At 43.7% G+C, this 23,538-nt stretch carries 15 protein-coding genes, 1 tRNA gene and 2 pseudogenes; 7 read left to right on the top strand and 11 right to left on the bottom strand.

Annotation, left to right across the window (positions count from 1 at the left end; all coding sequences use genetic code 11):
- Positions 1-490: pseudogene (locus tag VK541_RS05300) on the top strand (3-octaprenyl-4-hydroxybenzoate carboxy-lyase); the annotation flags it as partial.
- Between the two features lie 82 nt (positions 491-572).
- Here VK541_RS05300 and VK541_RS05295 read toward each other — a convergent pair.
- Complete coding sequence (locus VK541_RS05295; RefSeq protein WP_324367644.1) at positions 573-2,108, bottom strand: outer membrane protein transport protein; 1,536 nt, start codon at positions 2,106-2,108, stop codon at positions 573-575.
- A 17-nt stretch (positions 2,109-2,125) separates the two neighbouring features.
- Positions 2,126-3,073 (bottom strand): hypothetical protein, encoded by a 948-nt coding sequence (locus VK541_RS05290; protein WP_324367642.1) that lies wholly within the window; start codon positions 3,071-3,073, stop codon positions 2,126-2,128.
- 104 nt (positions 3,074-3,177) lie between these two features.
- On the opposite strand from VK541_RS05290, the gene proS reads away from it, so the two are divergent.
- The 4 genes and pseudogenes from proS to VK541_RS05270 all read left to right on the top strand — a co-directional run bounded on the left by proS (position 3,178) and on the right by VK541_RS05270 (position 7,675).
- Positions 3,178-4,650, top strand: a complete 1,473-nt coding sequence (gene proS / locus VK541_RS05285) for a proline--tRNA ligase (RefSeq protein WP_324367640.1) — start codon at positions 3,178-3,180, stop codon at positions 4,648-4,650.
- Positions 4,651-4,728: 78 nt separating this feature from the next.
- Positions 4,729-5,868, top strand: a pseudogene (locus VK541_RS05280) (cystathionine gamma-synthase).
- 91 nt (positions 5,869-5,959) lie between these two features.
- Positions 5,960-6,847 (top strand): TIGR02757 family protein, encoded by an 888-nt coding sequence (locus tag VK541_RS05275; protein WP_324367638.1) that lies wholly within the window; start codon positions 5,960-5,962, stop codon positions 6,845-6,847.
- Positions 6,848-7,162: 315 nt separating this feature from the next.
- The gene (locus VK541_RS05270) at positions 7,163-7,675 is read left to right on the top strand and encodes a YdeI/OmpD-associated family protein (protein WP_324367636.1); all 513 of its coding nucleotides are present in this window, start codon (positions 7,163-7,165) and stop codon (positions 7,673-7,675) included.
- A 205-nt stretch (positions 7,676-7,880) separates the two neighbouring features.
- On the opposite strand, the gene VK541_RS05265 is transcribed toward VK541_RS05270, so the two are convergent.
- The 5 genes from VK541_RS05265 to VK541_RS05245 all read right to left on the bottom strand — a co-directional run bounded on the left by VK541_RS05265 (position 7,881) and on the right by VK541_RS05245 (position 14,168).
- A complete protein-coding gene (locus tag VK541_RS05265; RefSeq protein ID WP_324367633.1) occupies positions 7,881-8,606 on the bottom strand; it encodes a polyprenol monophosphomannose synthase in 726 nt (241 codons plus the stop codon).
- 96 nt (positions 8,607-8,702) lie between these two features.
- Complete coding sequence (locus VK541_RS05260; RefSeq protein ID WP_324367632.1) at positions 8,703-10,196, bottom strand: peptide MFS transporter; 1,494 nt, start codon at positions 10,194-10,196, stop codon at positions 8,703-8,705.
- A gap of 17 nt (positions 10,197-10,213) precedes the next feature.
- Entirely contained in the window at positions 10,214-11,983 is a 1,770-nt protein-coding gene (locus VK541_RS05255; protein ID WP_324367630.1) for a peptide MFS transporter, read from the bottom strand.
- Positions 11,984-12,065: 82 nt separating this feature from the next.
- On the bottom strand, positions 12,066-12,989 hold the full coding sequence (locus tag VK541_RS05250) for a hypothetical protein (RefSeq protein WP_324367628.1): 924 nt from the start codon (positions 12,987-12,989) through the stop codon (positions 12,066-12,068).
- A complete protein-coding gene (locus VK541_RS05245) occupies positions 12,990-14,168 on the bottom strand; it encodes an acetyl-CoA C-acyltransferase (protein WP_324367627.1) in 1,179 nt (392 codons plus the stop codon).
- 502 nt (positions 14,169-14,670) lie between these two features.
- Here VK541_RS05245 and VK541_RS05240 point away from each other — a divergent pair.
- Complete coding sequence (locus VK541_RS05240) at positions 14,671-16,677, top strand: HDIG domain-containing metalloprotein (protein WP_324367646.1); 2,007 nt, start codon at positions 14,671-14,673, stop codon at positions 16,675-16,677.
- Between the two features lie 65 nt (positions 16,678-16,742).
- Positions 16,743-16,829 (top strand) — tRNA-Ser (locus tag VK541_RS05235).
- 238 nt (positions 16,830-17,067) lie between these two features.
- On the opposite strand, the gene VK541_RS05230 is transcribed toward VK541_RS05235, so the two are convergent.
- From VK541_RS05230 to VK541_RS05215, 4 genes are all read right to left on the bottom strand, one after another.
- Positions 17,068-17,991 carry a helix-turn-helix transcriptional regulator gene (locus tag VK541_RS05230; protein WP_324367625.1) on the bottom strand — a complete coding sequence of 308 codons (924 nt, stop codon included), beginning with the start codon at positions 17,989-17,991 and terminating at the stop codon, positions 17,068-17,070.
- Between the two features lie 51 nt (positions 17,992-18,042).
- Positions 18,043-19,146, bottom strand: a complete 1,104-nt coding sequence (locus VK541_RS05225; RefSeq protein WP_324367623.1) for an efflux RND transporter periplasmic adaptor subunit — start codon at positions 19,144-19,146, stop codon at positions 18,043-18,045.
- A gap of 23 nt (positions 19,147-19,169) precedes the next feature.
- Positions 19,170-22,448, bottom strand: coding sequence for an efflux RND transporter permease subunit (locus VK541_RS05220; RefSeq protein WP_324367620.1), 3,279 nt, complete (start codon positions 22,446-22,448; stop codon positions 19,170-19,172).
- A gap of 12 nt (positions 22,449-22,460) precedes the next feature.
- Positions 22,461-23,538, bottom strand: a 1,078-nt coding sequence (locus VK541_RS05215; RefSeq protein WP_324367618.1) for a TolC family protein, incomplete at its 5' end; no start/stop codon positions are given.

The raw sequence follows: 23,538 nt of genomic DNA, 5'->3' as shown, positions 1-23,538 counted from the left end.
GTTTGCTGCGGCCGGGGAAAAGAAAAGGGAACTGTCTAATGATGTCCCGGCTGGGTTGTTCATTGAAGGTACAGGTCTTTCCGCTGGTTTTGGTGAATTTAAGCTGGCCATTCCGGGTGTACTTACCTTAAAGGCCCCCTCATATGTTGACGGAGTTTATACCGGAAAAGAGATCAGCCAGCTCAATTCTAGTTTGAAAGCAGAGAAGCTGAAGGGCATAGCGCTCATCGTACTTTGTGATGATGCAGCATTCACTGCGGCAAATATCAATAATCTGGTATGGGTCACCTTTACCAGGAGCAACCCGGCTACGGATATACATGGCATAGATGCCTTTATTCAAGATAAGCACTGGGGTTGCAAAGGGCCTTTAATTATCGATGCACGTAAAAAACCACATCACGCACCGGAGCTGGTCAAAGATCAGGCTGTTGAAAATAAAGTAGATCAGCTGGGTTTACCTGGTGGCCCGCTTCATGGTATTATATGAGGTTCTAAAGAAGGAAATTTCCCAAAATAAAAGGGCTGGCAAATTTAATAACCAGCCCTTACAGAATTAAAAACTTATATTTTTAGAACCTAACTCCAAAGGTCAGGAATACATTGTTTCTTGCGGTTTTGATGCTTGCAACAGGTTCTTCCGGATTCTCAGCAGAGCCAACTATATAGGGTGACAAATCAGTATTTGTTTCTGCCCGCTGATAAGTAAGATCAAAATAATAATTGTTTACACGGTATCCCAGACCACCACTGTAATACTTGGTGTCAAAATAACCATCGTCATCTCCTTTTATCGCACTTCCGTTGTTGCCATATCCTCCCCTTAGGCTAAAAGCATTGTCAACTTTGTACTCTGCTCCAAGTCTGTAGTTCACAGCGCCTTTGTAAAAATTCTTTACGGTATTATTTTCATCAATAATCCTATCCGGGTCATTTCCCTGGTCGGTAGAAAATCTGATGGTTGAATAATCTACATAGTCTACGTCTGCAGAAATCAATGCCTTACCACCAATTACATAGCTGGCTCCCAATGATCCCTTTAACGGTGTCCGGAGACGATACGTAAAAGTATAGTTGGCGGGAGTATTGGTGTGGCTGTCGGCGTTGGGGCCTGTGGCTATCCTGGTATCCAGTTTAAATGTAGTGTTGTCCTCAATCAGCAGCCATGTAGGGGTTTGCATCGTAGCGCCGATCCTGAAGTTTTCTACGGGTCTGAAGATCACACCCAGTCTTGCATTAAATCCTGAACCTGTAGTTTCCTGGTTTTTTGCAAATGTGAGGTCATATCTTGAGTCTTCCGTAAAGTTATAACCGGATTCAAAATATTGGGCATCATTGGTGTAACGGACGTTTACCAGTCCGATACTTGCACCTATATATACCTGGTTAGCGATATTCAGCGCTCCGCCGGCCGTAAGTTCAGAGGTGGATCCGCTCCTCATCTCAGCTTGCGTCTGTTTATTTTGCTCTGTCTGGACATCGTTATTATTCCTTGTAGATGCACGGTAGAAAGGCTTGGATGGGGTAGTAAAATCATCATAGTCTATGATGAATCCATCAAAAGCCATTCTACCTAAGCTTCCTTCAGGGAGCTGGTTAGGAGCTTTGTTGTAGGCATTTGCGTCGTCTGTAAAATAATCTGCAATTGAGTTGGCCGAATTTTGTCCTGTATAATTAAAATCGGCTCCGAAGTCATTGTTGCGTACATATCCAATTCCGAAAACAGAACTGACCACACCTGTTTGAGTGCTTTCGCCTTTGGCCCGGAGAGAAGGGCTGTACAGCACAACACCGAGGTTGTTAAGATTCAGGCGGTCTTTATTAGAATTTGTTGTTGTATTCAGGTAATCTGCCTTCCCGGTCATGGCATTAAATTCTGGTGTTAAGCCAAACTCTGATTTTGTAAAAAGCCCCAGTCCTGCCGGATTACCGCCTAAAGAGCTCATGTCGCCGCCTACTCCAATTTGGGCGCCGCCCATTCCTTTGAATCTTGCAGTGCTTCCATAGTTGGACTGAGAGAATTTCAGGGCATCAGGAGCGTAACTCTGGGCATATGTCGATACTGTAGCGGCTACTATAACCACTAGAGATAATGTGATTTTCTTCATCTTGAATAAATAAATAATTAGCCTCTTCCTGCTCTTCCTGATCTTGCGCCACTGCTACCGCTACTGCCACTGCTTCCGGAACCACTACTTCTTGATCCACCTCCGTCACTTCTTGTTGCTGGAGGCGGCGTATAGGTCGGTCTGTCAGCCTGACGGGCAGGGGGTGTATAGTTCTCGGTTCTTGTTGGCCTTTGTGCTGGCTGAGGGGCATCCTGGGTGCGCCTGTTGCTTGTTCTTGGATTGGTGGTAGCGTTATTGTCACTGGCACCATATCTTTCAGATCTGGTCTGTCTCGAGATCACATTGCCATTTGCATCGGATCTTGTTGTACCAGGCCCTGTACTTGTTCTTCCATAGCCATTACGATAAGAGCCAATGCCGTTTTCTCTGCCTACAGATGGTCTCGCCCGGTAATCAGGAACATTAGTAGTCCTGCCGGTGTAAAACCCGCCGCCATAACCGCCGCCATAATAACCTCCTCCTAAGAATCCACCACCGTAATAACCACCACCATAGTAGTAATTGTTCCAGCCAAAATTGTTATATCCCCAAAATGGAGAATAGGCGTAGCCCCAGCCTGAATACGGTGAGTTCCAGTAGCTATTGTAAAAAGGACTGTAGCCGATGCCTACTGAATAGGAAGGATACCATCCGCTATAGAAATATGGGTCATAATAGTTTCTCCATGGACTGGAATAATAGAACCTGTTGATCCGTGAGGAGTAATCCATGTCATAGTATGGATCGCTTGTGCCATAGTAATCGCTTTCAGCGTACTCTTCATCTGTAGTGGTAGTGGTTTGAGATGGCTTAACCGGTGCCGGTGTGTAGATCTTAACCTTCGCCGTTGTGTTATAAACGTCATCATCAGTGGTACTTTGCTGCGCTAATTTTGGCGCAGAGCAGGACGTAACAACTATCGTTGCCAGTGCGAGCATACTTGTGAATAAATGGTTAGGTTTCATAACTTATATGTTGTTTGTGTGTTGCAATTTTTTTGTAGGTATAAATTTATAAATTTGTAGCTTACTATACAAGGTATTTAACACAAATAACGTTCCATTCAGATATGAGCAAAGGCATTACAAGTAAAAACGAAGACTATTCCCAGTGGTATAACGACATTGTTATAAAAGCTGACCTGGCAGAGCACTCCGCAGTCAAAGGCTGCATGGTCATAAAACCTTACGGATACTCCATTTGGGAGAAGATGCAGGCGGTTTTAGACCAAAAATTCAAAGATACCGGTCACAGTAATGCTTACTTCCCTTTATTCATTCCTAAGTCATTTTTTTCCAAGGAAGCCTCACACGTAGAGGGTTTTGCGACAGAATGTGCCGTTGTGACACATTACCGTCTTAAAAATGACGGAAACGGAAACATCATCGTAGACGAAACCGCCAAACTGGAAGAAGAGCTGATCGTAAGGCCCACCTCTGAAACCATCATCTGGAACACCTATAAAGGCTGGATCCAGTCTTACCGTGACCTGCCATTGTTGATTAACCAATGGGCAAATGTAGTGCGCTGGGAAATGCGGACCCGTTTGTTCCTGCGCACCACAGAATTCTTATGGCAGGAAGGGCATACCGCCCACGCTACTGCTGACGAAGCCATCGCAGAAACCAGGCAGATGCTCGATGTGTACGCAGATTTTGCAGAAAACTGGATGGCAGTACCGGTAATAAAAGGTGTCAAAACACCTAATGAACGCTTTGCCGGTGCATTGGATACCTATTGTATCGAAGCGCTGATGCAGGATGGCAAAGCGCTGCAGGCCGGGACTTCACATTTCCTCGGACAGAACTTTGCGAAAGCATTTGATGTCAAATTTACCAGCAAGGAAGGTAAACTGGAACATGTATGGGCCAGCTCATGGGGGGTTTCCACCCGCTTAATGGGTGCGCTGGTCATGGCGCACAGCGATGATGCCGGTCTGGTACTTCCTCCTAAACTGGCGCCCATACAGGTGGTTATCGTTCCGATCTACAAGACTGATGAAGAACTCAGCAATATTTCCGCTTTTGTGGATACCCTGATCGCCAAGTTGAAACGCCTGGGTATCTCTGTTAAATATGATGACCGTGATACACAGCGTCCGGGCTTCAAGTTCGCAGAATACGAGCTTAAGGGTGTGCCGATCCGTCTTGCGATTGGTTCACGCGATATGGAAAACGGAACTGTAGAGCTTGCCCGCAGGGATACGCGTGAAAAGCAGACTGTAAACCAGGAAGGGCTGGAAATCTATATTCCTCAGTTATTGGATGATATCCAGAACAGCATCTATAAAAAAGCGTTTGACTTCAGGGCAGACCGCATCACTCCCGCCAATTCCTATGAGGAGTTTAAAGCGCTGCTGGACGGTAAGGCTGGTTTCATCTCCGCACATTGGGATGGTACTCCTGAAACGGAACAAAAGATTAAGGAAGAGACTAAAGCGACCATCAGGTGCGTTCCTTTAGATAACCCGCTGGAAGACGGGGTTTGTATCTATTCCGGCAAACCTTCTACCCAGCGTGTACTTTTTGCGCGTGCTTACTAGGTAGCCTGATTTTTATACGAATGACAGGATATCTTATACTAACGGGCTGATATCTTATACTAAAGTGATCATACAAATATGAAATTCGCAACAAAAGCCATTCATGCGGGTCAGGAACCTGACCCAACTACCGGAGCTGTCATGACTCCCATATATCAAACGTCTACCTACTGGCAGAAATCTCCCGGCGACAATAAGGGATATGAGTATTCCAGGGGTACAAACCCAACCCGTAAGGCGCTGGAAGATTGTCTGGCTGCTCTGGAGAATGCCAAATACGGCCTTGCTTTTTCCAGCGGAATGGGAGCGACTGATGCGGTTCTTTAATTGCTGAAGCCGGGTGATGAAGTGATCACTGGCAATGACCTTTATGGTGGGTCTTATCGCATTTTCACTAAGGTTTATGAAAAGTATGGCATCAAATTTCATTTCCTGGATCTGTCCAAACCTGAAAACATACTGCCGGCCATCAACGACAATACCAGGCTGATCTGGATAGAAACACCTACCAATCCAACCATGCGGATCATTGATATTGAGGGCGTTGCAAAGATCAGCAAACAGCATAAGCTGCTCCTGGCCGTCGACAATACTTTTGCGTCGCCATATCTCCAAAATCCTATGGATCAGGGCGCTGATATTGTGATGCATTCTGTTACGAAATACATTGGCGGCCATTCTGACGTGGTGATGGGTGCCTTAGTGGTCAATGATGACCAGTTGTACAAAGACCTTTGGTTCATTTACAATGCCTGCGGCGCTACACCTGGTCCTCAGGATGCATTTCTGGTGCTCAGAGGCATTAAAACCCTTCATTTGCGCATGAAAGCGCATTGCGAGAACGGGGAGAAGGTAGCACGCTTTCTCAGGAACCATCCGAAGATCGACAAGATCTACTGGCCGGGCTTTGAAGACCATCCTAATCATGATGTTGCCAAACGACAAATGCGTGGTTTTGGCGGAATGGTTTCGATCACATTGAAGGGAGCGGACCTGAAAGAGACTTTTCGCGTTGCCTCTTCGTTTAAGGTTTTCACTTTAGCGGAATCACTTGGTGGTGTGGAATCTCTGATCAACCACCCGACGACCATGACGCACGGGTCGATTCCAAAAGAGGAGCGTGAAAAGGTTGGGGTGACGGAAAACCTGCTGCGTTTGAGTGTTGGCGTTGAGGATATAGATGACCTGCTTGAAGATTTGGAACAGGCGCTTAAATAATTAGCCGGTTGTCATGCTGAGTTATCCCGAACTCGCTTCGGGATAACTCAGCATCCCGCAATGCTAATCATTAAAATAAATTTAAATAAGATTGGAATTTTTAGAACTGAAGGATTTTTTAGATTTAAAGGCTGCCCAGTACAACCGGCCTGACTTTATTCAGAATGACCCCATCTGTATTCCGCACCAGTATACCAAAAAACAGGACATTGAGATTGCAGCTTTCTTGGCGGCAATTTTGGCCTGGGGACAGCGCAAAACCATCATCAATAAATGTAATGAACTGTTCCGGCGTATGGATAATGAACCCTATCAGTTCATGCTGCACCATAGTGACGACGACCTGAAGGGTCTTTTGGGTTTCAAGCACCGTACATTCAACGACACAGACCTGTTGTATTTTGTTGCTTTTTTTCAGGAACACTATAGTCAGCACGAGAGCCTGGAGGCTGCTTTCCTCGCGCCTGCTGGTGTTTTTGTAGATGGTTATTCAGGAATTGAATCAGACGGCCTTGTTTCTGCTGATGAGTTATCTGACGGTAATGCTGCTTATAGTTCTTCTGCCTGCATGCTTGCTGAGCTTGCTTTGCAGCAGCCTAAAATAGAAAGGGCCCTCAACTATTTCCGTGTTTATTTTTTTTCTCTGCCTGATTATCCGCGCCGGACCATTAAGCATGTTTCATCACCTTTGCAGAAATCAACCTGCAAGCGGCTCAATATGTTCCTTAGGTGGATGGTCAGAAAAGACAATATGGGTGTAGATTTCGGTATATGGAATACGCTTAAACCAGCAGACCTCATCTGTCCCTGTGATGTTCATGTCGATCGTGTGGCACGTAAACTTGGCCTCATTGAAAGGAAGCAGACGGATTGGCGTACTGCTGTTGAACTCACAGCTCAGTTGCTGCGGTTTGATCCGATGGATCCGGTAAAGTATGATTTTGCTTTGTTTGGATTGGGGATTGAAGAAAAGTTTTAACAGTCGTTATTCTCTTTTTAATCAAAGTTATTGCGGAGGGAAAATTTATTAGAAAAAGATTTGTATGTTCGGACTGGGCCTTGCGCCCTGAAGAAGAGCACAAACCCTATGTCCTCACATTAACAAATCTTTTTTTGGGCGCTTAAAGCAAATTTCTTAGCTGGATAAGCTCTTAAGACCTCGTTTCTCTTTCCAAAGCTATCAATCTTTTTTAACCACATTCTTTTTGTTCTTTTTCTTCCTGATCTGTCTTTTTCTTTATGACAAGAGTTATCTGTTTTAGCTTTGCTGGATTCTTAATATCTTTATTCCCATATGATCACTTTCAAAGCTGAAATAGAGCGTTTTGCTGAAATGGGCGAAAAAACAGGCTGGAGCTATGTGTTTATTCCCCAGGCTGTTGCTAATGAAATTAAAGCTGACTGCAAAAAGAGCTTTCGGGTTAAAGGCCGGATAGACCATGTCGAAATTGGCGGGGTGGCTACCGTTCCAATGGGAGAGGGCGACTTTATCATTGCATTGAAAGCCAGTTTGCGCAAACAACTTAAGAAAGAGATGGGTGCAGTAGTAAATTTGGAACTGGAAGAAGACAAGGATTTTAAGATTGAAATACCGGAAGATCTCGAGCTTTGTCTGTCAGACGAACCGCATCTAATGGATGGTTTTATGAAATTGCCGATGTCGCACCGGAACTGGTACATCAATTGGGTAAATTCAGCAAAAACAGAGCCTACAAGAACCAAGAGATTGGTCAAGATCGTGTCTGCTATGGACAGGGGTATGACGTTCAGTGAAATGATGCGTGAAGATAAGAAACCAAGGGAATAATTTTTGTACCTGTGTATGCCACAATGCATTCCAAAAAAATACTTGTTAAGATGAGGACATAGGGTTTGTGCCCTTCTTCAGGGCGCAAGGCCCAGTCCGAAGCTAACAAGTATTTTTAAAACTAAGCACCCTGCAAAACAAAACAGCTTACTACTAACAGCTATCCCGCATAAACACAGCTCCTTACAAAGCGCGTCCCAAAAAACTAATTGTATTTCCTGAACCAGCTCCAAACCTTCATTTGGATCACGCCAAGAAATGCTTCCCTGAAGATCCTTGTGCTCATTTTAGAAGTACCTTCGGTGCGGTCTGTAAAGATGATGGGCACTTCTACTACTTTAAATCCATATTTAATGGCGGTAAACTTCATCTCGATCTGAAAAGCATAACCCACAAACCTGATCTTTTCCATCGGAATCTTCTCCAGTACCCGTCGCTTATAACATTTAAATCCCGCTGTCGCATCCTGTATATCGATCCTGGTGATGATCCGTACATACATGGACGCGAAATACGACATCAACACCCGGCTCATCGGCCAGTTTACCACATTTACTCCCTTTACATAGCGTGAGCCTATGGCTACATCTGCGCCTTCTATACAGGCCTGTCTGAGCCTGATCAGGTCATCAGGGTTGTGAGAGAAATCGGCATCCATCTCAAATATGTATCCGTATTGCGGCCTTTCCAGCGCCCATTTAAAACCATGGATATATGCAGTGCCTAAACCCAGCTTTCCAGTTCTTTGTTCCAAGTGAAGAGCAGGATACTCCAATTGCAGCTTTTTTACGATGCCGGCAGTGCCGTCCGGTGAACCATCGTCGATAATTAAGATCTCAAAAAAGTAACTTAAAGAAAAGACCTTTCTAATGATCCGCTCAATATTTTCTTTTTCGTTGTAAGTAGGAATAATGACTAAGCTGTCTGACACGTAGAATAAATTAATGTGCGAAATTATATAATCTAAATGAAAAAACCCGTAACAACATCGTGGTTACGGGTTAAATTATGTTAAAAAAACAGTGAGTTAACTTACACCCTGCATTAAGCGTTTAATCAGCGGAGAAAAAAGGATTAAAAATACACCAGCAATCGCGGCATATATCGCCAGCTGATAATAACCACTGGTATAAGATTCAAGTTTCGTGAGCAATGAAACATCATCCCCGCTTACAGACATATTTGCACCGAGTTTTCCAGCGGCAAACTGCCCGAAGGCACTGGCCAGGAACCACATACCCATCATCATGCCGGTTAATCTTTTTGGCGATAATTGAGTTACTGTTGACATTCCAATAGGACCTAAACACAATTCTCCAAGGGTAGTTACGAGGTATGCAAAAGTAAATAGGTTTAAAGACGTAACTCCATTTTCATCTGCAAAAAAACGAGTGTAGTAGAATAGATAGAATGACGCAGAAAGAAACAAAAAACCAATTCCAAACTTAATGATGGAATTTGGTTCTATTTTCTTTTTAGCTAGCCAAAGCCATAATAGGCCAGCCAAAGGACTAAAAATAATTACAAAGAGAGAGTTTGAACTGTTGTTTACTACATTTGGATCGATATTAAAAAACAATAATGTATGATTTAAGTTTTCTAAAGCAAATAAGGATAAGGAACCGCCACTCTGTTCGTAAATGGCGTTAAACAAGAAATAAAAGAAGATGAATACAAAGGCGGCTAACAACTTTAAACGTAATTTATGTTCTTTAACTGTATAGATTTCATATAGAAAGTAAATGATAGACAGTGGAGCTATTGTATACATAAAATAGTCCGTATAATGGGTATTTTGTACCATGATCAGAATTAAAGGAATTGAGATTAAAGAGATCAGGTAAACAGCAATTTCCCTAATTCTTTTTTTAGCAACCGGCATATCCTTTAAAGGCGATTCTCCAATAGGCCCCAGATTTTTTTTCGTCAGTAAAAAGGTAATCAGACCCAATCCCATCACAAATGCAGCGGCAAGAAAAGCATAATTCCAAGATACATATTTACCAAGATATGTGCATAATGCACCTCCTAGTAATCCGCCAACATTTATACCAGCATAAAACATCCCGTAACCAGCATTTCTGCGGCCATCGCCAACTTTATACAGTTCACCTACCATAGAGGAGATATTGGGTTTAAAAAATCCAGTACCTATAATTGAAAGTGTTATCCCGATATAAAAGAACTCTTTTGGAGATGAAGCGATGATGAGGTTTCCTAAAATCATAACCATACCACCAAAGAAAAGAGATTTTCTGAACCCAAGTATTTTATCTGCAAAAATACCACCCAAAAAAGTAAAGGCATATACAAAAGCCTGGATAGCAGCATATTGTAAGTTTGCGCTTTTTTCAGTAAGCGCAAGCCCTACAATTTTGTCGATCATAAATATAACGAGCATTCCACGCATGCCATAAAAGCAAAAGCGTTCCCACATTTCTACAAAAAACAGAGCCCAGAGCTGTTTGGGATATTTGCCTTTGAAATTCTGGATCTCATCCAGTGTAATGTCTTGTTGCATTTGATTACAATTATAGCTTATTTTACACCGTGCATTAACTTTTTCATCGCCGGAGTGAGCAGCATAATAAAGACGCCCAGTCCAACAGGAATCAAAGTAAAGATCAGGAAGAAAGTGGTCATTGAATATTTGGCCGTGATCTCATCGATCATTCCGCCCATAGTTCCTGCTATTTTATTACCAATGGCTATGGCCAGGTACCAGATCCCAAACATGATCGAAATCATCCTTCCCGGTACCAGTTTACTTACATAAGATAAACCAACCGGTGAAATGAATAATTCACCCAGCGTGTGGAACAAATAAGCCAAAACCAGCCAGATCATGCTCACGGAAGCAACAGCAGCACCCTGAGGGATCGTGCTGGAACCGTAGGCCAGCGCGGCAAAACCAATACCCAGCAGCACCATTCCAAATCCATTCTTCATGGTGGCTGAAGGATTATATTTGCTTTCCCAGATCTTGGATACGATAGGTGCCAGGCTGATGATGAATAAAGAGTTCAGAATCCCGAACCAAGTAGCCGGCACTTCTGATTTGACTTCATTGTACTGATTTTTAAGCATGTAAATGACAATGCCCCAGATGATGATGAAGCCAATGGAAAGAATGATGTTTCCTAAAGAATATTTCCCAAATGTTTTGGTGAAGAGTTTGATCAGTACATAGGAGATGATCACCAGCGGAATTACGGTGATGAGTGTGTTGACTACATTAAAAATGATCTTCGAGTCTCCCGTAAGCAATCTTTGTGTATAATCCTTTGCGAAAATGGTCATGGAACCACCGGCCTGTTCAAAGGATGCCCAAAAGAATATGGTAATGAATGCCAGCACAACAACTGCGATCATTTTATCGCGCAATACCGGTGTGTATTGAGAAATCCTTTTGACCAGGATGAGCAGGAACAGGCCCAGTGCAATGATAATCATAAAATTACTGCCGTCCAGACTGCCCACTTTGAAATTGAAAAGGTTGAGCGAGGTGATCTTGGAAACAGGATCGTTGATGATCCAGGAAAGGCCAATTACAGAGATCAACGTGATCAGAATCAGGTCAAGCTTAGAAAATGGGTTTCTGGTCGATTCCGCAAGGTCATCTGAGTCCTCCCCGATTTTATCTTTAACCGGTTTCAAACCAATATCCCCGAATATTCCCTGGGTAAAATAGAATTGCAGCATGCCTACGAACATGAAGATTCCGGCAAGGCCAAATCCCCAGCTCCATCCCCAGTTGACATTTTCGCCGATGTAGCCGCAGAGCAGCATTCCTAAAAATGCCCCTGAATTTACGCCCATGTAAAAGATCGTATATGCACCATCTTTCTTTTCAGGATGTTTTTTATACATCTGTGCTACGATAGAGGTCATATTTGGTTTAAAGAAACCGTTTCCGATCACCAAAAGGCAAAGGCCCAGGTACATAAAACTCTGGTGAAACTCCATGGCCATAGACAAATGGCCAAGTGTCATCAGAAAGGCACCCAGGATAACTGCCCACCGATAGCCGATGATCCTGTCGGCAATATACCCGCCTAAGATCGGTGTAAGATAAGCAAGACCGGTATAGGAGCCATAAATGGCCAGTGCGTGCGCACGCGGCCATCCCCAGCCCGGATTATCCCCGATAATTGATGAAGTAAGGAAAAGGACGAGCAAGGCCCGCATTCCATAATAAGAAAACCGTTCCCACATCTCGGTAAAGAAAAGAACGAATAATCCTGCCGGATGCCCGAGTACTTTACTTGCGAAAAAATCATTTGGGGTATCCAAATTTTTAGTATTCATGTTAGTTTTTTTGTGTATTGGTTAGTTTGTTCAGTTAGTTCGTTGCGCAATATAGGTACACGGAGGCAAACTCCCAAATGCCCTATAACTTCTTAATAGGCTTGGTATTTTTATCTGTGGGGTCTGTATAAAAGTCGTCCATGATGTTGGGCTCATTCTTCAGTTCAACGTTTTCCACCAGTTTCAGTTTTCCGTTCACTATCTTATAAGCATCAAAACTCAGGTCTGATGCGTAATATTCAAAATTTCCTTCCATTTCTGCTGTAAACGGGGCGAGGTGATCAAAGATGATCATGTTCACAGATTTATCCATCGTCAGGGTCATGGAATTCATTTTGTTGTATTCAAAAATTATCCTGTTTTTCACACCAGCGCCCTTTAAGCTTTCAAATACCGGTTTGCCGAATATCGGTTCACCTTTTTCAAAAGAAAGTATATCGATCACCTTTTTAGAAGTCTTTGCATTGTTGCCTTTCCAGCCGATTAGGGTGTAAAACGGCTGTCTGCCGCTCACGATAACCGGTACAATCTCATAATAACGGGCACCATACCAGTTCTTGCTGCCGGTTACGGCGTTTGGATCTTTGATCTGCTCCGTGTTGTCAATCAGTGGGTACAGCTTTAACTTACCGTCAGCAGTGGCCATTTGAATTGTGCCAAAATAGCGATAAGAACCATCGTCCACAGGAACATACCAGGTGAAGATCCGGAAAGAATTATCCGGTGCTTTTAATATAGAGACTTTTTGGAGGGAGTCAAAGTTAAAATGAAAGGAGTGGGGTGTTTTCAGGGCGTTGACCAGGGTTTTGATGAAAGTGGCATTAAGCGCGAACCGCTCCGCATTATTTTCCGCATCAAAAGTATTTGCGCTAATGGTCTTGAGCGAATCCTGGTACTTAAACATCACAGGTCCGTTGTTGAATGTGAAACTGTGCTGCGCCCGCATATTTTTTGAGGCGCAGCACAGCAAAAAGAAGATCAGGAAAGCCTTTATGCCTTTATGCATTTATCTTAAGTTTTCTATTACAATGGCGCTGGCACCACCGCCGCCATTACATATTCCTGCAACACCTATTTTTCCATGATTTTGAGCGAGTACAGAAAGTAAGGTCACCACAATTCTGGCGCCTGAAGCACCCAGCGGGTGACCCAGTGCTACAGCACCGCCATTTACATTTACTTTATCCTCTGTCAATCCCAGTTCCTTATTATTTGCAAGTGAAACTACAGAAAAAGCTTCATTAATTTCAAAAAAATCTACATCTGAAGTGCTTTTTCCGGCCCTTTGTAATGCCAGAGGGATGGCTTTGGACGGAGCAGTGGTAAACCATTCCGGTGCCTGCTGTGCATCCGCATAAGCCAAAATCTTCGCCAGGGGTTTCAATCCCAGTTCTTTTGCCTTGTCAGCGCTCATCAGGACCAGTGCCGCTGCGCCATCGTTTAAGGTAGATGCATTGGCTGCGGTTACCGTACCATCTTTCTTAAAGACAGGCTTTAACCCGGGAATCTTATCAAACTTTACGGCAAAAGATTCTTCGTCTTTATCGATCAGTGTGATTTCGCCTTTGCGGTCCTTTACTTCGACTGCAACGATCTCAGTGGTAAATTTGCCGCCGGTCTGTGCGGCCTGGGCTCTTTTGTAAGAACTGATAGCAAAAGCATCCTGTTCCTTACGGCTGATGTTGCATTCTGATGCACACAGTTCAGCGGCTGAGCCCATGTGATAGTCATTGTACACATCCCATAATCCATCTTTCAATAGTCCATCGGTCAGCTGCCCATGCCCCAGACGGTAGCCTGTACGTGCTTTATCCAGATAATAGGGTACATTACTCATGCTTTCCATACCACCTGCTACAACGACGTCGTTTTGGCCTAAGGCAATACTTTGCGCTGCAAGCATAATTGCCTTGGTTCCTGACGCACATACTTTATTAATTGTCGTAGAAGGGACATCCGGCAGGCCTGCGAATTTTGCGGCTTGCGTAGCAGGAGCCTGGCCCAAATTGGCTGACAGTACGTTGCCCATATAAACTTCCTGAACATCAGCGGTTTTGATACCCGCCCTGGCGACGGCGGCTTTTATGGCCAGAGCGCCAAGTTGTGTTGCAGAAAAGCCAGACAATGCGCCGCCAAAGCTGCCGATAGGAGTTCTTACCGCAGAAACAATTACTACTTCTTTCATGTATCCTTTAAGTTAGTTGAGAGCAAAGTTATGTAATTTAGAATTACTGACGTTAAATTAGAAAAGCATTTGATACAATTTAATTTGTATTATTTTTGTTCCTGACCCGATCTGCGGCAGTAACCAAAAAACCATATCCGAATCCGATCCTGTTTCTTTGATATCAGTTGATAATGACTGGTCATTCAGCTTATATTTTCTTTTGCTTTCCTTTTGCTATTGTTTTGCTATCCTTTTGCTATTCTTTTGCTCAAGCAATAAAAAAGTAAAAGGATAGCAAAATTTAACCATATGAAAAGCAAAAGTATATATGAGCACAGGTAGGTCCTATCAACAGCCTGCGAGTAAGTTATTTTGTTTTTAGCGAAAGGGGGAAGCCGATAAAACTAAAATTTTATCTAAGTTTGAATAAAATCAGGAGACATTAACGTTGGCAAAGATCAAGAAAAATTCTCATAAGGTTCTATACCGCAAGTATTCATCAAATATAAAATATATCATGATGGTGCTTTCTGTGTTGATCATCACTATCTTTCTTCCCAAACAACCCAGGTTCAGGTATGAATTTGAGAAGGGAGGGATCTGGAAGAACAAAGATCTCATTTCACCCTTCAGCTTTGCAATTCTCAAGACAAACCCACAGGTCAATACCGACAAAAAAGATGCGCTGGAAAATATATTGCCGATCTATTCCTTCAACAGGTATCTGGTCAATGAGGTCGAAGAGGCATATTTAAATGAATTTGATGTCAAATGGCGGAGCAGTGCTTTGCCTGAAGCAGATAAACCAGCCAACAGGCAGACGTCCATTAAATTATTGAAATCAATCTATGCAAAGGGCATCATAGCAGTAAACAACAAGCACCAAAAAGGAAACCGTTATTACGATTTTTCATTACTGGATGATAACATCAGCAAAACTTACAGTTCCCAGGACGTTTTTACAGTACAGACCGCCCTTGAATATTTTAAAAATAATTTTTCTTCTGTAGATCTTAGGGTCAAGGATGTGGTGATCAACCTGGTAGAAGATCACCTGCGGCCGAATATTGTGTTTAATGAAAAGCTGACATCCATTGTACAGGAAACGACCATAAACAGCCTGTCTACCACCAGGGGAATGGTACAGAAAGGGGAGCTCATCATTGCTAAAAATAATGTAATTGATGATGAGAGCTTTCAAAAACTGCAGTCGTTCAAGGAGACTTATGAGGCACAGACCAAAACCATAGGGAACAGCACACTTGTGTATTGTGGTCAGATCCTGCTGGTTGGCTTTATTGTGAGCCTGCTGATGGTATTTCTGAAACTGTTCAGGAAAGACATCTTTGCAGACAACAGGCAGCTTTCCCTGCTTTTGCTGGTCACTACGACCATGCTGCTGTCCCTTACCTGGGCCATAAAGCTAAATCTGCCAAGTCTTTATTATATTCCTTTTTGCATTGTGCCGATCATCATCAGGATCCTGTTTGATACCCGGCTTGCGCTTTACCTGCATTTGCTGGTGATCCTGATCGCGGGGTTCTTTGTGCCCAATAGTTTTGAGTTCGTTTTCTATCAGACCACGGCGGGTATGGTGGCCATTTACAGCATCAGGAACCTGATCAAACGCGAACAGCTGCTGCTCTCTGCCATGTACATTCTGTCCGCCTATCTGATCTCGTTCATTGGCATAGCTTTGCTGAGGGAAGGTTCGCTGAGCCAGATAGAATGGATCAACTTTGTGCCTTTTATAGTCAGTGTGCTGCTTTCTTTGCTGGCTTATCCGCTCATCTACGGTTTTGAACGCTTGTTTGGAATTACATCAGATGTGGCCCTGATCGAGCTGACCAATACCAACAATAAACTGCTGAGAGAACTGGCCTTTAAAGCGCCGGGTACTTTTCAGCATTCTTTGCAGGTCGCCAATCTGGCGGAAGCTGCTATATTTAAAATAGGCGGGAATTCGCTGCTGGTAAGGGCAGGGGCTTTGTACCATGATATTGGTAAGATCGAAAATCCCCAGTATTTTATTGAGAACCAGAATACAGGGGTGAGCCCGCACGATAAGCTGCCTTACGAGCAAAGTGCCCAGATCATCATCAAACATGTCCACAAGGGCATAGAGATCACCCGTAAGCACCAGCTGCCGGAAAGTGTGATCGATTTCATCAGAACGCACCATGGGAATACCCGGGTAGACTATTTTTACCAGTCCTTTTTAAAGAACAGCCCTGAAAAATTTGTTGACGAAAACATTTTCCGGTATCCGGGACCAATTCCTTTTTCGAAGGAAACTGGTGTGCTGATGCTGGCAGACTCAGTGGAAGCTGCCTCAAGAAGTCTGAAAAATCCGGATGCCCAGAGCATAAATGACCTGGTTGAACGTATCATTGATTATAAGCTCGAACAAAATCAGCTGGACAATTGTGACATCACGTTAAAAGATCTTGAGACTATAAAGCTGATTTTCAAGACGATGCTCATGAGTATTTATCATGTGAGAATAGATTATCAGCAAACACTGTAATTTTCTTTTGCAAATATCAATGAATTGCTATATTTGCAACCTCAAAAGGAATATTTTGAGTATTCGGAGGGATGCCTGAGTGGCCGAAAGGAACAGTTTGCTAAACTGTCGTACTGGCAACGGTACCGAGGGTTCGAATCCCTCTTCCTCCGCAGAACCGGAAAAGTGACTATTTTTAGAACACTTTTCCGGTTTTTTATATCTATTTGAAATGAATGCATTGCGTTTATTTTTGAGTCTCACAAAATAGAAGGGCTTAAAATTGCTCACCAATTCCATTTAAGGTCTAAATCGTAAACGCATTTCAGGACGTGTTATTGGAGGGAACTTTGTTTTGGCGTGTTGCAGGGAAGGTTGTGAGGCATTGATATGATTGCATAGAATTTTCTACTAGGATGAAATTCCTTCTTTTCTAAAGGCTTTCGGTGTGCATTGCATTTGCCTTTTGAAGAATGTATTGAAATTGGCAGGATATTCAAAGCCTAGGCAATATGCAATTTGGGCCACATTCCATTCGGTATGACTTAATAATGCTAAGGCTTCGGTCGTGATCCTTTTTAGGATATGTTCTGATGTGGTTCTTCCTGTTACCTCTTTTACTGCATGATTTAAATGGTTTACATGCACAGAGAGCTGGTTTGCAAAATCATGAGGCGTCCTTAGCTCCAGTACATGGTCTGTAGAGCCAATGGGGAACTGCCTTTCCAGTAATTCGATAAACAAGGAAGTCAGCCTGACTGCGGCATTACGTTCTCTAAAATTTGTATCCTGTGGCTGTACCTTTAACGCCTCATGAACGATTAACTGAATGTAATTGCGCAACATCTCATATTTATGGATGTACATACCTTCCATCTCGGCCGTCATCTTAGTAAATATTTCCGTGAATACGTTTTCCTGTTGCAGGGTGATTGGAATGATCGGGCAGCCGTCAAGCCTCCAAAGCAGGGATTCTCTTAAGCTCTCGTTTCTTTTATGAATAAAATTCTCAGTAAACAGACAAAAATAACCTGCCTGGGTTTCTGATGTTGCCTCCCAGGCATATGGAATATTAGGATTTGTGAATAATAAGGCCCGTTCCTTTACCAGTATTCGCTGGCTTGGATAGTGCAGTATCCCGGACCCCAGGATCAGAGAGATCTTATAATAATCTCGGCGGTTGTAAGGGGAGGGATGTGCTGAACAATACATAGATCTTTTGAATACCCCAATGTGGCCAGTGTTATTGACGGTTTCTAAACTGGGGATGGTAATGTCTGGATGCTGGGTCTTTAAACGCCCGTAAAAATCGTGTAGGCTTTCAATCTTGTTCACCACATAAAGTTCCTTATTTTAATTGAATAACAGTTTATGCGCCATGTAAAATTATGGTTGGATGAGCTGTCCGGACTGCATTTCTTCGGAAGGACTGCTTACCAGCTGATCGTCAGTTTTCAGATCACCAAAAATTTCGACCCGGTCATCTGTTTCTCTCCCTTTCTTTACAGCAACCTTCACTACCTCATTGTTTTGGTTCTTCAATACAAAAATTCCTTCAGCCGTTTCCAATAATGTTTTTTTCGGAACCACAAAAGTGCTTACACTTGCTGGAAGTGGGATGTGAACTTCGGCAACCATCCCGGGCAATAATCTTTTGGAGGTATTGGGAACATCCATTTCTATCTTTTCAGAACGCAGACGCAGGTCCAGTGCGCCTGAAAGACGTTTTACCTTAGCGCTAAAGACCTGGTCAGGCATTGATTTTACTGTAAAAGTGACCTCGTCGCCTTCTTTTAAATAACCTGTGTACAACTCAGGAATAGAGATAGCCAGGCGTAGGTTCTTTTGCTCTTGCAGTGTAAGAAGAGGAAATTCTGAACCTTTGCCCGAAGGACCTACATAAGCACCTAAATTCACGTTTCTGGCTGTGATGATACCGCTAAACGGGGCGCGGATCTCCAGATAATCCCGGATAGCAGCTATTTCTTTGTGTGCCGCTTTTGCTGCTTCAAACTGAGCGAAGTCTGAATTTCTGCGTGCTATGGCCTGGTCCAGATCATTTTTGGAAATCGTACCTGGGGTCTTGCTGGTTTCAAACAACCGCTCATAATTGGCTTTGCTGGCGGTATATAAAGCTTCCTGAGATTTTAGCCTGGATTGTGCGGCAGCCAATTGGGAATTGGTTTCGGGAGCTTCGAGGGTCATCAAGAGCTGACCTTTATTAACCTGTGAGCCGATATCTACTTTTAATGTTTTTATAAAACTGCTGATTTTGGCATAGAGGTCGACCTGCTGGTAAGCGCTTAACTCTCCCGGCAACTGAAGGGCAGTGGCAAGCTTATCCTTTTTGAGTTTAAAAGTTGCAATGGCAACCGGCCTCTCTTTTTTGCCTCCTTCTTTTTCTGCTTTGGCATTACATCCATTTATTAGAGTGAGTAAAGCGATGCCGCCTGCCATGGCAATTGTATTTCGAAATAGATTTGTTCTCATTGTGTTATTTTAAAATACGTAAATTATTCTTTTAGTCCTTTGATGTAATGTTTGCTTTCCTTGTCTTCAGGATCAAGGGAGATCGATTGTGTGGTAACCTTGCCCTGTACCCAGGCAAAAACCAATGGCAGGACGATTAAAACCGCAATGGTTGAGGCGATCAGACCTCCAATCACCGCTCTGCCCAATGGAGATACCTGATCACCTCCTTCACCATGTCCAATGGCCATAGGAAGCATACCCGCAACCATAGCCACACTGGTCATAATGATAGGTCTTATTCTTAAGGCTGCTGCTTCTCTTGCCGCACTTATTGCATCGCCGCTATGTTTGCGCAGATGCTCGGCATTGGTAATGAGCAATACCGCATTTGCTATGGATACACCGACAGACATGATGATCCCCATGTAAGATTGAAGGTTTAAGGTGGAGCCGGTGATGCGCAGCAACAGCAAAGATCCGAGTATAACGGCCGGTACTGCAGTCAGGATCACCAAAGGCACTTTGAAAGACTGGAAGTTGGCTGAAAGCATGAGGAATATCACCACTATAGCCACTATTAATCCAGACTGTAAACTGTCTAAGGTGTCTGAAAGTACATTGATCATGCCTACTGGTTTTACAATTAGCCCCCTGGGCAATTCCCCAAGATCCGCAATGGCTTTAGCTACGTCTTTACTGGCAGTGCCCAGGTCCGTCTTGTTCAGGTTAGCGGTAACCGAAAGGTATGGCATTGCGCCAGCATTATCGTTCTCCCCATAGGTAGTATCTGTGCTAATACTGGCTACATCACTTAAGATAGGTCTGGTGTTGTTTCTGAGCAAGGGGATCTCTCCGATATTTTCCCTGGTATTCATCTGGTTAAATGGAACCTGTACCTGAACATTATAGCTTAGGCCAATCTTTTCATCTACCCACACATTTTTATCGGTGTAGCGTGACGACGAGGTAGAAGCGATCAGCGATCTGGATACGTCGGTCATGTCTACCCCCAGCTGGGCAGCTTTGATCCTGTCTATATTTATATTCAAAGAGGGATATTTAATAGACTGGGCAATCTGAACATCACGGAGGTATGGGATTTGTTTGAGCTCTGCAAGTACTTTTTTTGCATAAGTCTCATTGATTTTCTTGTTTTTGCCTGTTATACGCACTTCTACCGGAGTTGGAGAACCCTGGCTCAGCACTTTATCTGTTAGTTCTATTGGTTCAAAAGATAAACTGATGTCTGGTTCGATCTTTTTAATATTTTTTCTTAATTCGTCTTTAAACTCCTCCATGTCTTCATGGTAGTCTTTCAGACCAACCTGAAACACCGCTTCATGTGGCCCGGCCATAAATAAATAAATCGGGTTTACTGAGAATGTCGCAGGATGCTGTCCAAGATATACTGAACTGATCGCTAAATGCTCGTCTCCAACCATTCTTTTAATTTCCTTAAGAATTACTTTTACCTTTGCTTCTGTGCGTTCCAGTCTGGTTCCGTCAGGTGCCTTCATGCGCAATTGAAACTGGCTTGAATTTACTTTAGGCAAAACATCCCTTCCTATATTGGTAAGTAAAAAGACGGCTGCGACAATTACAACAAGAAGGTAGGCCAGTACAACGGGTTTACGATGGGGCATAAGCCGGTTTAGAAAACGCATAAACCGGTTTCTGAATTTTTCAAATAGGGAAATTTTGCCATCATCGCTGAAATCTTCGCGTTCCACGAGTATTTTTTTCTGATCAAGTGTGTCTTTTTCAGATTCAAGGCTCAGTCCGGATTGTTTAAAGATGGCCTCATCATCAGTGATCGCCTTACTGTGTTTAGGCGTTTTTTTAGGATGCGCAACCATTAGCCAGTTGGCCATGATCGGCACAAACGTTTGCGACAGAAAAAAAGACACAGTCATAGAAAATCCTATAGCCAGCGCTAGCGGCAGGAACAGGGCTCCTGGAATACCAGACATTGTAAACGCAGGCGCAAATACGGCCAGTATACACAATAGGATGAGCAGTTTTGGGAAGGCGATCTCCTTGCAGGCATCCCAGATTGCCAGGGCCTTGGGCTTGCCCATATCAAAATGCTGATGGATGTTCTCTATGGTTACAGTCGATTCGTCTACCAAAATACCAATTGCCAGCGCCAGGCCGCTTAGAGACATGATGTTGATGGTTTGTCCGAATAATTTCAGGAACAATACTCCTGCAATTATAGAGGTAGGGATGGTCAGGATAACGATCAGCGCGGCACGTTTGTCGCCTAAGAATAACAATACCATTAACCCCGTGAGTATTGCGCCAATGGCACCTTCACTGATCAGACTTTTTACCGCATTGATCACATAAACAGACTGGTCAAACTCATACGACAGTTTAACGTCCTCTGGTAAAGTGCTTTGAATCTGTGGGAGATTCTTTTTCAGGTTACTCACCACATCCCAGGTCGAGGCATCTCCCGATTTGGCGATACTCAGATAGACAGAGCGTTTGCCATTGATCAAAGCATAGCCTGCAGTAGCATCTGCACCATCCTTAACTACGGCCACATCACGCAAATAAAGGTTTTGAACGCCGCCCTTGAATAAAGGGATGTTTTCAAAATCTTTAACGTTTTTGATGGTATAATTGGTTGGGGTAAGGTAATTTTTATCACCGATGCGGACGTTACCAGGGGGCGCCGTCTGGTTGTTGATTTTGATCGCTTCAACTACCTGGTCTACAGTCAGGTTGTGTGAACGCATCAGTGCCGGATCTACATCGATCTCTATTGTACGCGGACTTCCTCCGAATGGCGCTGGTGCCAGCAATCCGGGTATAGAAGTAAAAGAGGCGCGAATGTAAGTATTGGCAATGTCCTGCAATTCGTTATTTGTCCTGATGGGGCTGCTCAGTACCAATTGTCCGACTGGAAGCGAAGATGCGTCAAAGCGGATGATGAAGGGCGGCTGTGATCCCGGAGGAAAAATTGCCTGTGCTCGGTTAGATAGTGCACTCAGCTCGGAGGCAGCCTGAGCCATATTGGTCCCTTCATAATAGGTCAGCTTCATGAGCATTAAACCCTGAATGTTTTTGGTCTCGATGGTCTTGATGCCATTGGCAAACAAGAGAATGTTAACGTATTGCTTGCCGAAATAAGCTTCCATTTGGTTGGGGGTATAACCGCCAAAGGGGTGGGCAATGTATATGACCGGGAGGTTCATCTTTGGCAGGATGTCTACCTTGATGCTATTTATGGCGCCAATACCAAAGAAGAATAGCCCGGCAACCAGTACGAGGATAGAGATGGGTTTTCTAAGTGCAAAGCGGATTAAATTCATGGAAATGGCTGGTTAAAATTCGTTGATGAAGAGGTCAAAGTTTCCGAGTGCAGCAGATTTCAGCAGGAGTGCCTGCCACACATTATTATACGCGATATCTCTGTCGGTTTCCGCACGGTTAAGGGTGTACAGGGCCTGGGTAAGATCCACGATGGTTGTTAACCCATTTTTATACAATGTATTTTTCTGCATATAGGCATCTGATGCTGCTTTGACCTGAACGGGTGCTTCATTGTAGTTGTCTACCGCATTTTTTAGCTTGGTATTTGCAAGTGCAAGCTGGGCGTGCAACTGCTGATCAACAAGTTCATATTCGTTCTGCAAACCCTTACTTTGAAATTGCTGTGCCCGAACCTGCGGACGTGTACGCAGGATGCTTGTCAGGTTCCAGACCATACCGGCACCTAAAAGATAATTTCCCCTGGTGGGATTTACTCCATCAGCATATCCCTGGGTAAAAGCTGTTTGATCTTGTGCATAGCCGGAGCTAAATCCAGATCCCCTTCCCTGTATCACACCGAAAAGGGAGAAGGTGGGAAAATACGATTTGCTGAATAGTTTTGCCTGCTCGTTACTCACATCTATTCTGCTTTTGTAAAACTGCAGCAAAGGATGGGTTTTTTCATTTAATACGCTGTCTGCATACATTTCCATGGGTATCCTGGCGATAGAGGCAGTATCCAGTTGCATATTGGTTGCTGTTATGCCCATGAGTATACCTAACCGGTTGGCCTGTTCCTGCTCCAGGTCTTTCGCTCTGGTTAATGCGATCTTTGCGCTGGAAACCTCCGCTTTGGCAAGCGAAGAATCTACTCCGGCAATTAGTCCGTTATGCGCTCTGATCACCGCAGTATTTTTAAAAGTAATGGCTCTTTCGAGGTTCTTTTCCTGAGATTTCGTTAGCCTTTGAGCTGCCAGCAGGTTCAGGTAAGCTGCAGAAACTTTGATCTCCTGCTGAAACTTCTCCTGGGTCAGGTCATTCTGATCTCTTTCCAGTATCGTATTGGCCACTTTCACCCTTTCCTTAATCCTGCCAAAAGCGAAAAGATCCCAGTTGACATTGGCCAGGTATAAGCCGCCGAAGGCGGCG

This window comes from Pedobacter sp. (assembly GCF_035317785.1).
In the GTDB taxonomy this organism is placed as follows: domain Bacteria; phylum Bacteroidota; class Bacteroidia; order Sphingobacteriales; family Sphingobacteriaceae; genus Pedobacter.
Note: the sequence above shows the minus strand (reverse complement) of the source record. Positions and strands in the feature narration are given on the sequence as shown.

Excerpts from the sequence above, each read along its gene's own strand:
- VK541_RS05295 (WP_324367644.1), bottom strand. The coding sequence starts at position 2,108 with ATGAAGAAAATCACATTATCTCTAGTGGTTATAGTAGCCGCTACAGTA.
- VK541_RS05290 (WP_324367642.1), bottom strand. The coding sequence starts at position 3,073 with ATGAAACCTAACCATTTATTCACAAGTATGCTCGCACTGGCAACGATA.
- proS (WP_324367640.1), top strand. The coding sequence starts at position 3,178 with ATGAGCAAAGGCATTACAAGTAAAAACGAAGACTATTCCCAGTGGTAT.
- VK541_RS05270 (WP_324367636.1), top strand. The coding sequence starts at position 7,163 with ATGATCACTTTCAAAGCTGAAATAGAGCGTTTTGCTGAAATGGGCGAA.
- VK541_RS05260 (WP_324367632.1), bottom strand. The coding sequence starts at position 10,196 with ATGCAACAAGACATTACACTGGATGAGATCCAGAATTTCAAAGGCAAA.
- VK541_RS05255 (WP_324367630.1), bottom strand. The coding sequence starts at position 11,983 with ATGAATACTAAAAATTTGGATACCCCAAATGATTTTTTCGCAAGTAAA.
- VK541_RS05250 (WP_324367628.1), bottom strand. The coding sequence starts at position 12,989 with ATGCATAAAGGCATAAAGGCTTTCCTGATCTTCTTTTTGCTGTGCTGC.
- VK541_RS05245 (WP_324367627.1), bottom strand. The coding sequence starts at position 14,168 with ATGAAAGAAGTAGTAATTGTTTCTGCGGTAAGAACTCCTATCGGCAGC.
- VK541_RS05240 (WP_324367646.1), top strand. The coding sequence starts at position 14,671 with ATGGTGCTTTCTGTGTTGATCATCACTATCTTTCTTCCCAAACAACCC.
- VK541_RS05225 (WP_324367623.1), bottom strand. The coding sequence starts at position 19,146 with ATGAGAACAAATCTATTTCGAAATACAATTGCCATGGCAGGCGGCATC.
- VK541_RS05220 (WP_324367620.1), bottom strand. The coding sequence starts at position 22,448 with ATGAATTTAATCCGCTTTGCACTTAGAAAACCCATCTCTATCCTCGTA.